Genomic DNA, 11,885 nt, shown 5'->3' with positions numbered 1-11,885 from the left:
TGCTGGGCATCCGATCCGCCGTCCGTGTCCAACCCGATAGACAGAGGCAGAACGATGACACAGACCTATCACACAGTGGGAATTGGCGCGGGGCCCGCCAACCTGAGCCTCGCGGCGATGTACGGCGTGCTCGCGCCGCAGGAGATCGCCCTGTTCGAGTCCCGCGACCGGCCGGGGTGGCACGACGGGATGCTGCACAGCGGTGTGCGCATGCAGACCGGCTGGGTCAAGGACCTGGTCTCGCTCTACGACCCCACCCACCCCCTGTCGTTCCTCAACTACCTGGTGACCACCGGTAAGGTCTACGCCCTGCTGGGTGCCGGGTTCGACACCATCCCCCGCGTCGAGTACCAGCAGTATCTGGTGTGGGCGGCGGGCCAACTGCCGCTGATCTCCTACGGCACCCGGATCGACCAGGTGGACTTCGACGGCGCGCTCGTCAGCCTGAGCGGCGGGGAGGCCGTCGCCCGCTCCCAGCACCTGGTGCTCGGCACCGGCACCGTGCCGTTCGTACCCGACTTCCTGAGCGCCCTCGATCCCCGGCACGTCTTCGTCGCCGACGAGTTGGACAAACGTCTGGCGACCGTGCCGGACGAGCCGGACTCGCCGTGGATCGTGATCGGCAGCGGCCAGACCAGCGCGGAGTGCGTCGCGGCGTTGCTGGGCCGGGGCTGCCGCGACATCAGGTGGATCGGTCGGCGGTCCTGGTTCGCGCCGCTGGAGGACTCCCCCTCGGCCAACGACCTGTACCGGCCCGCCTACCAGGAGGCGTTCCTCGCCCTGTCGCGGGACGTGCGCGAACGCCTCGTCTCCGGTCAGATCCTGACCAGCGACGGCATTTCGCCCGGTACGTTGCGGGGCATCTACCAGCACAACTACGAGGAGCGGCTGCGTACCGGACGGTTCCCGGTGATCATCGTGCCGAGTCGCACCGTGACCGGGGCCCGACAGCTGGACGGGGAGATCGAGCTGGATTGCCTCACGGCCGGCAGTGGCGAGGAACGGCACCGGGCGGTGAACCTGGTCGTCGCGGCCGGGCGGCGGCTGGCCCCGCTGCCCTTCGATCCGGAACTGTCCGCGCTTGTCGACGTCGACGAGCGCGGTGAACCAATAATCGAGTCGGACTACTCGATCCGGTGGAAACACGCCGACGACCACAAAATCTTCGTGCTGAACCGGGGGCGATACGTCCAGGGGCTGGTCGACTCCAACCTCAGCATCCTGCCGATCCGCAGCGCGATGGTGCTGAACTCCATCGCCGGTCGCGCCGTCTGCCGGTTCCACGACGACTATCTGAGCACCCGGTGGGCGTGATGGCGGCGTTCGACTACGACGACAAGGTCTTCGTTTCCGTCGACCACGTCGGGACCGACGACGCCGGCGTGGCGCCACTGACGGGGCACTACCACCAGCGCGGCGACCTGGTCTGGGGGGAGATCACCGGCGGGACCGTACGACGCGGCTCGCTGGCGGGGACCTGCGACGCCGAGGGCGTGGTGCGCTTCGCGTACCTGGAGGTGCTCACCGACGGCACCATCGTCGTCGGGGAGTGTGTCTCGCGTCCCGAGCGGCTGCCGGACGGCCGGATCAGGCTCCGCGAGAACTGGCGCCGGCACGGACCGCGCCGCGACAGCGGCGTGTCCGTCATCGAGGAGGCCGCGCCGACCCTCGTCGGACCGCGGAAGGGCGGGCGGCATGTCTGACCTCCAGATCGTCAGTTTCATCGCGGCCAGCTTGCTGATCATTATCGTGCCGGGAGTGGACTTCGCCCTGGTCACCAGGCAGACCGTCCGGTACGGGCGGCAGGCGGGCTTCGTCGTGCTGGCCGGCCTGTTCGCGGCCGCTCTGGTGCACGCGTCGCTCGCCACAGCCGGCCTGTCGGCGCTGCTGGTCTCCTCCCCCGGGCTCTACACCGCGTTGCGTGTCGCCGGCGCCCTGTACCTGCTCTATCTGGGCGGCACGATCCTGTGGGCGACCCGGCCCCGGCGGGCGGCGCCGGCCACGCAACCCGTAACAGTGGCGGCGGGTGGGGCCGGCACCGGCTTGGACGCGACCGAGCCGGCCCGCAACGCCCCGGTGGCCGAGGATCCGCACGTGGCCCGCCGCTCGTTCGTCATGGGCGTCACCAGCCAGCTGCTGAACGTCAAGGTGGTCGTCTTCTACGTCTCGTTCGTCCCGCAGTTCGTCAAGCCCGGCGACGGCGCGGCGGCCCGCACGGCGGTGCTGGCCGCCACGTTCATCGGCCTCGCGGTGCTCTGGTGGGCCTGCTACATCCTGCTCATCGACCGGCTGCACCCCTGGTTGACCCGCCCACCGGTGCTCAGGGCGATCGAGCGGCTGACCGGGCTGATCCTGATCGTCCTCGCGATCCGGATCGCGCTGAGTCACTGAGCCGCTCCCGGGACCGCCGGGTGGGCGGCCGCCGGCACCGCCCCTACGCGGGCACCGCCCTCCCCACGGTGACGCGGTACGACGACCTCGCCGCCGGCTCAGGCGACGCCCGACGCGCCTCGTCCGATCCGCTGGCGCAGCCGCTTGTCGGCGGCGACCACCAGGGTGGTGAGCAGACCGGCGACGACGATGTACAGCCAGGCCGACCCGCGGACGGGCGCCGTGGCGAACACCCGGTTCATGACGGGCAGGTAGGTGATGGCGGCTTGACCGAGGGCCTGCAGGGTGATGCCGAGCAGGATCCAGCGATTGGAGAGCAGGCCGATCCGCCAGGCGGACTTGGTAAGTGATCGGCAGCCGAACAGGTAGAAGACCTCGACGACGACGAACAGGTTGAGCGCCGCGGTTCGGGCCTCGGCGGTACTGGCGCCGTGATCCAGTTCCCACTGGAAGATCCACCAGGTGGCGGTGACGAGGATGCCGCCGACCAGCAGGATCCGCAGGATCAACATGTTGGTGAGCAGAGGTTGGCCGGGATCCCGTGGTGGCCGGTCCATGATCCCACTCTCCTTGGGCTCGAACGCCAGCATGAGTCCGAGGAGCACGGCCGTCGTCATGTTGATCCACAGGATCTGGGTGGGCAACAGTGGCAGTGCGGTCCCCAGAGCGATGGCGACGAGGATCACCAGACCCTCGCCGAGGTTCGTCGGGAGTGTCCACACGATGAACTTGGTCAGGTTGTCGAAGACGCCCCGGCCCTCTTCGACGGCCGCCTCGATGGTGGCGAAGTCGTCGTCGGTGAGGACCATATCGGCGGCTTCCTTGGCCACCTCCGTCCCGGTGCGGGCCATGGCGACGCCGATGTCCGCCTGGCGCAGCGCCGGCGCGTCGTTGACCCCGTCGCCGGTGACCGCCACCACGTGCCCGCGGTGTTGCAGACTCTCGATGAGGCGGAGCTTCTGTTCCGGGGATACCCGGGCGAACACGTCGGTCTGGTCAACCGTGTCGGCGAGTTCGGCTCCGGGCAGTTCGGCCAGTTCCGAGCCGGAGAGGATACGTCCGGACCCGTCTCCGGCGATGCCCAGGCGGCGGGCGATGGCCCGCGCCGTCGTCGCGTGGTCACCGGTGATCATCTTGACCGCGATGCCCGCCGTGTGGCACGCGCGCACCGCTGGCGCGGCTGCCGGCCGGGGCGGATCGAGCATCGCCTGGAGTCCGGTGAAGACGAGCGTGCCGGGCAGCGCCTGCTCGTCGAACTCCGCCGGCTCGGTCACCGGACGCATGGCGGTGGCCAGGACCCGTAACCCCTGTGCTGCCAACTCCTCGGCCGCAACCAATACCGCCGAGGTGTCGAGGGCTTGCCCCGACCCGTCGGCTCCCACCTGCTGATGGCACATCGACACCACCCGCTCGACGCCGCCCTTCACGAGCACCACCAGCTCGTTGGCGTCCCGCTGATCGTGGAGGGTGGCCATGTACTGCCGTTCGGAGCTGAAGGGGATCGTCGCGCGGCGGGGGTGGGTTTCCCCGACCGACTCGGGGTCCAAGCCGCCCTTCGACGCCGCCACCAGCATCGCGCCCTCGGTCGGATCACCGGCGACCTGCCATGTCCCGTCCGCCTGGTGGATGCGGGCGTCGTTGCAGGCGGCACCGGCGAGCAGGGACCAGCGCAGCGCTGGGCTGGCGGCTATGGCGACCTCTTCTCCCGCGTTGTCCCGCACCTCGCCGTCCGGTGCGTAGCCCGAACCCGTGACCTCGAACCTCCCCGTCGTGGTCCAGACGATCTTCACCGTCATCTGGTTCTCGGTGAGCGTGCCGGTCTTGTCCGAGCAGATCACCGTGGTGCTGCCCAGCGTCTCGATGGCGGGTAGCCGCCGGACGACCGCGCGGCGGCGCGCCATCCGGGTCACCCCGATGGCCAGCGTGATGGTGACCGCCGCCGGCAACCCCTCCGGGATCGCCCCCACGGCGAGGGCGACCGCAGCGGTGAAGGTGTCCGTGGCGTCCTGCCCGCGCACCAGCCCGATGCCGAACGTCACTGCGGCCAGTAACAGGATCACCACGGTGAGCGCCTTGCTGAACCGGGCGAGTTTCCGGGTCAGCGGAGTGGCGAGGACCTCGGCCGAACCCACAAGGCGGTGGATCTGCCCCAGTTCCGTCTGGGCACCGGTGGCCACGGCGATACCGGCTCCGCCGCCGGTCGTGACGAAGGTGCCGGAATAGACCATGTTGCGCCGGTCCGCTACGGCGGTGACCTCGGGAAGCTCGGCCTCGTCCTTGTTCACCGGCGCGGACTCGCCGGTCAGGGCGGACTCGTCCACCCGCAGCTCTGTCACGCGGATGAGGCGTAGGTCGGCCGGTACCTTGTCACCGGCCTCCAGCGCGACCAGGTCACCCGGCACCAGGTCCGCCGAGGGTACGGTGCGCCGCTTGTCGTCCCGGACGACCCGGGCCTCGGTGCGCACCATCCGCCGCAGGCTGTCCAGGGCCGCTTCGGCCCTCGACTCCTGCACGAAGCCGATCCCGGCGTTGGTCAGCACGACCGCGAGAATCACCGCCGCGTCGGGATACTCGCGGAGGACCGCCGTGACGACGGTCGCGGCGATCAGCACGTAGATCAGCGGATTGTGGAACTGCCGTAGAACGCGCCGCACCGTGCCGCCACCGGTGGAGGTGGGAAGCGTGTTGTCGCCGTACCGGCGTAACCGGTCGGCCGCCTCGGCGGCGGGCAACCCGGCGTCGGAGTCCGTGCCGAGCAGCGTCACGACCTCGTGGATGGACATGCCGTGATGAGCATCCCGGGTCGACTCGGCCGCCTCGGTGGCCATCCGCACCCCTTCCGATCAACACCATTACTCAACCAACGCCACTTATGGGGTAATTCGCCCGTATCAGCGTACGGGACGAAGGATTGACCCGGCCCCGTCCGCCGGCCCATTGGCCGCTCCACCCCCGCGCAGACCGATTCCGTGATCGAGGCCCTGGGTGGCCCGGGGGAGTCAGCGGGTCAACGCGTACCCGTGGCCACCTGCGCGAGCCGGGTGAGGGCGGCCTTGAGTCGCTCGGCCGTGATGCCCTGGGCCTGCTGGTGGCGGAAGACCTCCGGCGCCAGGGGTGCGAGCAGGGTGTCCGCGAGGGCCTCGGGGTCGGGCGTGCCGGCCTGCCGCAGCAGCGCGAGGACATGGGCGCGCCAGAAGCCGTAGGCGCCGACGGCGAACCGCCTCGATCCACCCTCGGCGCCCAGGACGAGATGGCTGTGCTGGCCCAGCAGGTCGACCATCGCGGCGAGGAAGGCGGCGAGCCGCTCGTGCGGTGGCGCTCCAGGGCCCAGCGGCAGATCGCCGCGCAGCAGCTCACCCTGCAGGCGTCGTTCGTGTTCGTCGAGCAGCGCCGCCGCGACGGACGCCACATCCGGGTAACGGCGGTAGAGGGTGCCCCGGCCGACTCCGGCGGCGCGGGCGATGTCCTCCATTGTGACCGCCCCGGGGCTGCCCGCCGCGAACAGCTGGGCGGCGGCGCTGAGCACCTTCGCCCGGTTGCGGGCCGCGTCCGCCCGTTCCTTCGTCGCCACGGATCCAGCCTACGGCAGCGGGACAGTAACCGGACGTGCCGTCCGTTTGATACGGTGGAGCTATCCGGACACCATGTCCGCTTATCTCTCACCGGTCAGGAGACGCACCATGCCCCTCACCACTCGGACGTTGCTGCATATCGACGCCAGCGCCCGGCGACACTCCTTCAGCCGGGAGGTCGGGGACGCCGTCGCCGACGCCTGGCGCTCGTCCCACCCGGACGGCAGGTACGTCCACCGGGATCTGGCACTCACCCCGGTCCCGCAGATCGACGAGGCCTGGACCGAGCTGTGCGACCACATCCTGGCCCACCAGATAACCGACATCGCGCGCTACCCGGAGGCGGTGCGGACACCGGCCCAGGCCAGGGCCTGGGCAGTCGTCGAACCGCTGCTCGACGAGATGGTGGCCGCCGACACGATCCTGATCGCCACTCCGATGTACAACTACTCCATCCCCGCCTCGCTCAAGGCGTGGATCGATCAGGTGACGTTCCCCAAGATGGCGCTGACCGGACGGCGGTTCGTGGTGGCGTACGCGCGCGGCGGGGCCTATGGGCCCGGCACCCCGCGTCACCCGGTCGACCACCAGGAGCGCTACCTACGCGACTTCTTCGTCGGGCATTTCGCCATCCCGGACGAGGCGATGACGTTCCTCGGCACCGAGCTCGTCAACGCCCGTCTCGATCCGGGCCTCGCGCGGCTTCGCGACGCCCACGACGCATCCCACACCACCGCGCTGGCAGCGGCCCGGAAGATCGGCGGAGAGCTGTGAGCTGGGCATTGCTCATCGCCGCCGGCCTGGTCGAGGTCGCCTGGTCGCAGAGCATCAAGCCGACGGTCGGCTTCACCCGCCCACTGCCGACACTTGTCTGTTTCGCCCTCGCCGCCACCGCTGTCTACCTGCTGTCCCTGGCGATGCAGGGGATCCCGGTCGGCACCGCGTACGCGGTCTTCACCGGCATCGGCGCCATCGGCGCCATCACCCTCGGCATCGTCGTCCACCAGGATCCCGTGACGCCGGGACGGGTCGCCGCGCTCACCCTGATCATCGCGGGCGTGGCCCTCTCCCACGCGACCACCCCGGAGAGCTGATCCGCGGGGCGGGACACGTCGCGGGCCGCGTCACACCGGCCCGGTGGCCGTTGCGGGTCCGCCGACGCCGCCGAGACACTTCCTGTCGTACGGGACCAAGCGACAGATCGTGGAGCGCACCTCGATGACCCACCCTCCTGAGCAGGCCACCGCGGCGGCCCCGGCCCACCGGGTCGCGGCGCTGGTGAACCCGCCCGTTTCGCCTTTCGAGCTGGCCTGCGCCGGGGAGGTGTTCGGCCTGAGCCGGCCTGGTCTGCCCGCTCGCTACGAGTTTGTCGTGTGCACGCCAGAGCCGGGACCCGTGCCCACCCTTCTCGGCTACGACCTCGTCGTACCGGAAGGGTTGGCGGCGCTCGGCTCGGCGGACACCATCGTCATCCCCGGCTGGCAGGCTCCCGAGGTACCGCCGCGCGTCCTCGACGCGTTGAAACAGGCGCACGGCCGGGGGGTGCGCATCCTCGCCATCTGCTACGCGGCGTTCGTGCTCGCGGAGGCGGGGTTGCTCGCCGGACGTCGGGCCACCACCCACTGGCTGCGGGCCGCCGAACTCGCGGCCCGGTATCCCGACATCGAGGTCGTACCCGACATCCTCTACGTAGACCACGGGGATGTGGCGACGACGGCAGGGAGCGCCGCCGGAGCGGACCTGTGCCTGCACGTGGTTCGCAAGGACCACGGCGCGGCGCATGCCGCGGAGATCGCCAGATACATGGTGATGCCCCCGAGGCGCGAGGGCGGCCAGGCCCAGTACGCCCGCGTGCCGCCGGTGCCGGCCGTCGAACAGAACCTCTCGACGCTGCTGGAGTGGGCCCTCGGCCGGCTCGACAAGCCGATGTCCGTGGCGGAACTGGCCCGGCGGGCGAAGGTCTCCGAACGGTCCCTCACCCGACACTTCCAGGAGCAGCTCGGCACCAGCCCCGGCCAATGGCTGCTCCACCAGCGGGTCGACGCGGCCCGGCAGCTCCTCGAACTCACCGACCTGCCGGTGGAGACGGTCGCCGCACGGGTGGGCTTCTCCTCAGCGCTCAACCTGCGACGCCGGTTCCAGGCCAGGGTCGGCACCACCCCGGCGGCATACCGGCGGGTCTTCGCCCGTCTTCCGCCACCATGAGGCATCGGACGGTCACCAGGCTCCGAGGGACATGGCGGAAAGGTACCCGACGGTGTCAGATTCGCCTCTGGTTGGTCGATCGGGGGTGAGGATGATCGAGATATGACTGAAGAGATCCAGGGGCTGTCGGCGGTCGTCGTCGACGAGGTGGGAACTCAGGACGTGGCCGCCGGCATCACGCGGCGAGGTCTTCCGGGCGGGGCGGTCGCCGCGCGCGCCTTCGACTTCGCGGCGGGCGCGACCTGGCCCGAGGTGGACAACCACAGCGCCGACGAGTTGATCTATGTGGTCCATGGCGAGCTGCTCGACAACGGAGCTCGGTTTCCGGCCGGATCGTTCCTTCACTACCAGCCGGGTTCATCGCACCGCCCGGCGGCCGACGTGGACACGCGGATTCTCGTCTTCGGCCTGGCCGCCCCGCGGTAACGGTCACCACCCGCGAACACACCGAAAGGGGTCCTCGTCATGGCTGGACTGCTCCTGGTAGGTGCCGGACCAGGCATCGGGACGTCGGTCGCGCGCCAGTTCGGCGTCTCGGGGATGCCGGTCGGCCTGATCGCGCGATCGGCCGAGAGCCTCGATCTGGCGCACCAGGTCCTCGCCGCGTCCTCGGCGCCCTCACCGCGGCCGCACACGTGGCGCCGCGAATGGCGACGTCCGGTGGCGGAACGATCATCTTCACGGCAGGCATGCCCCGACCGCTACCCACGGTGGTCAGCCTCTCGCTCGGCAAGGCGGGCCTGCGGGCGCTGACAACCCTGCTGGCCCAGGAGTACGGTCCGCGCGGGGTCCACGTGGCGACCGTGACGGTGTGCGGAGCGGTGGCACCGGGCGGCGAGTTCGATCCTGACCGGATCGCGGAGCACTACCTGCGTCTGCACGGGCAGCCGCCCGACGCGTGGGAGCAGGAGGTTGTCTTCGCCGGCGAGCCGGCGCGGAGCTGACGCGTGGTGGCCTGCCGGTCCGGTCGGACTTGCAGGCCACCAGCCGGGACACCGGCGTCACGGCACGGTGTAGGGCGCCCCGACGATCCAGCCACCAGGCCGAGGCCGGGGCTCCGGCGCGTCCACCAGGCGCACCGGGTCCCCGACGTGGATGGTGCCGCTGCCGACCGACCAGCAGTCGAGCGCGAAGCGACCGTCGAAGTCGCGGTGCAGCCGACGGAGCACCCGTGGGTCGCGCTGACCGGTGTCCGGGTCCACGGTCGTGACGACGCACCGGGCCCGCAGCTTCAGGACACCGATTGTCACCTCACCGATCCGCAACGCCCTGCCCGGCCAGTCGCGTTCGGCCAGCCCCTGGACGCCCCCGATGACGATATTGGGTCGCAGGCGGCGCACATCGCTACCGAAGACCGCTACGGCACCATCGGTGATCACGGACAGGGGGAGCACGTCGAAACGTTCGGAGCCGGTGTAGCGAACGAGTTCGGCGTCCTCTCCGGCCCGGTGCCGGATGGCTCGCGCGGTGGCGGGGTCCTGCCAGGGCAGGCCCTCGACGAGGATCTGCCCGCTCGGCGTGGTCCTGGCCGAGAGTCCGAGCAGCCCGCTGTGGCTGCGGGCGGTGATCAGGCCGGCGGAGTCGCGAAGGTGCAGGATGCGATCGCCCGTGATGCCGTCTGCGGTGAGCTCCGCGGTGGTCAGCCGCTCGCCGCGGAGCGACTTGACCGGGTACCGCCAGAGCTGGGCCACATACATTGTCACTCCCTTGTCAGCCGCCGAGGCGGGGCGGTGCCGAGGCGGCGAGCCCACTGTCGGCCCGGCGCGCAGGTTCTAATGGTCACGCAGGATCTAGGCCATTAATCTGCCAGTCGTCGCTAATGAAAACAAGAGCATTTACCATTAGCGCATGGCTGACCTGTCCGTGGACTTCGCCAACACGGTCTACCTCCGCCGCGGTCGGACGCAGGACGCCATCGGCGATCCGGAAGGGCTCGCCGACTGGCTGCGGGACAGGCGGCTCGTCACGGGCGGCGACGACGCGAGCCACACCGACGTGCTGCGGTTACGCGACGCGGTACGCCGGCTGTTCGCCGCACTGGCCGAGGGTCGGTCGCCGGACACCAACGACGTGGCCGAACTCAACGTGGCGGCCGCCCAGGCGCCGACCTGGCCCGAGTTGCGCGTCGACGGTGACCAGACGCTCCTCCTACACCACACGCACGCCACGGGACGCAGGGCGCTGCTGGCCGACGTCGCCCGCGACGCCATGCGCGTCATCGAGGCCGCCACCACACATCCGCTGCGGCGCTGCGCGGCCCCGGCTTGCGTCGTGCTGTACCACCCCGAACGCGCCTCCCAGCGCTGGTGCTCGTCAGCCTGCGGCAACCGGGCCCGGGTCGCCCGCCACCACGCGACCCGCCGCGGCGCCCCAGCGCCACCGACCTGACGGTGGTCGGCTGTTCACCGCACCTGAGTCCGCGTCTGTTCCTGGATCTTGGTGAGGCGAGGAGGCCAGCCGGCAGGCCCTAGGAGGGCCGGTTTGGTGCGCCGTCGTCCAACCACAGCCGGATCAGGCCGCGGAAGTGGGCGAGGAACTGGTCGTACTCATGCGGCGGGTAGGTCGCCGCGACCGTCTCGCGCAGGATGCGGTCGAAGGCGTCCGACCCCACCCACTCGTACACCTGCTCCTCCAGGTGCCCGAGGTGGGTGTCGCACCACTCCCAGTAGCGGTCGGTCTCGAAGTACTCGTCCGCCAGGGCGAGGTAGGCGGTGAGCTTCTCCTCGTACGACATGTCGGCGTTGTCGGCGATGGCGAAGTACCGGTTGGTCCGCAGGTCGAGGTTGGGTCGCCGGCCGGTGACGACGCAGTACGTCGACCACCGGACCAGGGCGGTCATCGCCCAGGGGAAGTAGTAGTGCAGTGACGTGACGGCCACGTCGGGGCAGGCGTTGGCGTAGTCGATCGGATAGACCTCGTCGCCGCGGACCAGCATCTCGGCGGAGTTGAACTCCCAGGAGAAGAACGCGTTCACCACCCGGCTGACCGCCTGGGCCTGCCAACCGGCGGAATCCGACAGGAAGTCGTGCGAGACGGCGTACCGGTCGTGCATGGGCTGGTCGGGACGGAAGTCCATGACCATTGTCTCCGGGCCGATGGACAGCGCCCGCGCGAAGTGCTCGTAGTCGATGGTGGCTTGCAGGTGCATGAGCATCTCGCCGGATTCGTCGTAGGCCCGGTGCAGATCCGCCCGGTCGTTGATGCGGGAGACGCCGCGCCAGCCGCCACCGTCGAACGGCTTCATGTACAGCGGGTAACCCAGTTCGGAGGCGATCCGGTCCAGGTCGAAGGGCCGGTTGTAGCGTTCGGCGGTGTAGGCCCAGCGGACGTTGTCGACCGGGTTCTTGTACGGCACCAGGGTCGTCGCCGGCACCTTGAGCCCGAGCCGCACCATCGCGCAGTAGGCGCTGTGCTTCTCCATCGACTGGAAGGTGAACGGGCTGTTCAGCAGGTACGTCCCGTTGACCAGGGCGGCCTTCTTCAGCCACTCCCGAGGGTGGTAGTACCAGTGCGCCAACCGGTCGATCACCAAGGGTGTCCGGACCGGATCGCCGAGCCGGAACGGCTCGATGGTCAGCCGCTCGCTGGACAGGCGATGGATCTCGCCGCCGTAGTGGATCGGCCCCACCATGCGTAAGGTCGCCTCGAAAGCCTGGGGCCAGTCTTCCTCCGCACCGAGGAGCAGCCCGATCAGATGACCAGTCACAGCTATGAATC

The 11,885-nt window shown here is 70.0% G+C and carries 13 protein-coding genes; 9 read left to right on the top strand and 4 right to left on the bottom strand.

All coding sequences use genetic code 11. The features are described 5' to 3' along the window. Positions 1–54 precede the first annotated feature (54 nt). From ACFQUZ_RS11390 to ACFQUZ_RS11380, 3 genes are read left to right on the top strand one after another with little or no spacing between them, the layout of a single operon-like run. The gene (locus ACFQUZ_RS11390) at positions 55–1,314 is read left to right on the top strand and encodes a SidA/IucD/PvdA family monooxygenase (protein WP_377441023.1); all 1,260 of its coding nucleotides are present in this window, start codon (positions 55–57) and stop codon (positions 1,312–1,314) included. Next, entirely contained in the window at positions 1,314–1,703 is a 390-nt protein-coding gene (locus tag ACFQUZ_RS11385; protein ID WP_377441021.1) for a hypothetical protein, read from the top strand. The genes ACFQUZ_RS11390 and ACFQUZ_RS11385 overlap by 1 nt, the downstream gene beginning before the upstream one ends. Continuing rightward, positions 1,696–2,391 carry a LysE family translocator gene (locus ACFQUZ_RS11380; RefSeq protein ID WP_377441020.1) on the top strand — a complete coding sequence of 232 codons (696 nt, stop codon included), beginning with the start codon at positions 1,696–1,698 and terminating at the stop codon, positions 2,389–2,391. The genes ACFQUZ_RS11385 and ACFQUZ_RS11380 overlap by 8 nt, the downstream gene beginning before the upstream one ends. Before the next feature lie 98 nt (positions 2,392–2,489). On the opposite strand, the gene ACFQUZ_RS11375 is transcribed toward ACFQUZ_RS11380, so the two are convergent. After that, positions 2,490–5,219 (bottom strand): HAD-IC family P-type ATPase, encoded by a 2,730-nt coding sequence (locus ACFQUZ_RS11375; RefSeq protein ID WP_377441018.1) that lies wholly within the window; start codon positions 5,217–5,219, stop codon positions 2,490–2,492. Between the two features lie 179 nt (positions 5,220–5,398). After that, positions 5,399–5,962, bottom strand: a complete 564-nt coding sequence (locus tag ACFQUZ_RS11370; protein ID WP_377441017.1) for a TetR/AcrR family transcriptional regulator — start codon at positions 5,960–5,962, stop codon at positions 5,399–5,401. Positions 5,963–6,071: 109 nt separating this feature from the next. On the opposite strand from ACFQUZ_RS11370, the gene ACFQUZ_RS11365 reads away from it, so the two are divergent. The 5 genes from ACFQUZ_RS11365 to ACFQUZ_RS11345 all read left to right on the top strand — a co-directional run bounded on the left by ACFQUZ_RS11365 (position 6,072) and on the right by ACFQUZ_RS11345 (position 9,112). Continuing rightward, entirely contained in the window at positions 6,072–6,737 is a 666-nt protein-coding gene (locus ACFQUZ_RS11365) for an FMN-dependent NADH-azoreductase (protein ID WP_377441016.1), read from the top strand. Next, positions 6,734–7,057 carry a DMT family transporter gene (locus ACFQUZ_RS11360; RefSeq protein WP_377441014.1) on the top strand — a complete coding sequence of 108 codons (324 nt, stop codon included), beginning with the start codon at positions 6,734–6,736 and terminating at the stop codon, positions 7,055–7,057. The genes ACFQUZ_RS11365 and ACFQUZ_RS11360 overlap by 4 nt, the downstream gene beginning before the upstream one ends. Before the next feature lie 124 nt (positions 7,058–7,181). Continuing rightward, complete coding sequence (locus ACFQUZ_RS11355; protein WP_377441013.1) at positions 7,182–8,168, top strand: GlxA family transcriptional regulator; 987 nt, start codon at positions 7,182–7,184, stop codon at positions 8,166–8,168. Between the two features lie 102 nt (positions 8,169–8,270). Then, positions 8,271–8,594, top strand: coding sequence for a cupin domain-containing protein (locus ACFQUZ_RS11350; RefSeq protein ID WP_377441012.1), 324 nt, complete (start codon positions 8,271–8,273; stop codon positions 8,592–8,594). Positions 8,595–8,815: 221 nt separating this feature from the next. Beyond that, positions 8,816–9,112: a hypothetical protein gene (locus ACFQUZ_RS11345; protein ID WP_377441010.1), complete on the top strand. Its 297-nt coding sequence runs from the start codon at positions 8,816–8,818 to the stop codon at positions 9,110–9,112. A gap of 57 nt (positions 9,113–9,169) precedes the next feature. Here ACFQUZ_RS11345 and ACFQUZ_RS11340 read toward each other — a convergent pair whose 3' ends face one another. After that, a complete protein-coding gene (locus ACFQUZ_RS11340) occupies positions 9,170–9,865 on the bottom strand; it encodes an MOSC domain-containing protein (protein WP_377441008.1) in 696 nt (231 codons plus the stop codon). A gap of 151 nt (positions 9,866–10,016) precedes the next feature. On the opposite strand from ACFQUZ_RS11340, the gene ACFQUZ_RS11335 reads away from it, so the two are divergent. Beyond that, entirely contained in the window at positions 10,017–10,556 is a 540-nt protein-coding gene (locus tag ACFQUZ_RS11335) for a CGNR zinc finger domain-containing protein (protein WP_377441006.1), read from the top strand. 79 nt (positions 10,557–10,635) lie between these two features. On the opposite strand, the gene ACFQUZ_RS11330 is transcribed toward ACFQUZ_RS11335, so the two are convergent. Further along, positions 10,636–11,874, bottom strand: coding sequence for a RimK family alpha-L-glutamate ligase (locus ACFQUZ_RS11330; RefSeq protein ID WP_377441004.1), 1,239 nt, complete (start codon positions 11,872–11,874; stop codon positions 10,636–10,638). Positions 11,875–11,885: the final 11 nt, after the last annotated feature.

This window comes from Plantactinospora sp. GCM10030261 (genome assembly GCF_042666615.1).
In the GTDB taxonomy this organism is placed as follows: domain Bacteria; phylum Actinomycetota; class Actinomycetes; order Mycobacteriales; family Micromonosporaceae; genus KBS50.
This window is presented reverse-complemented; position numbering and strand designations above follow the sequence as displayed.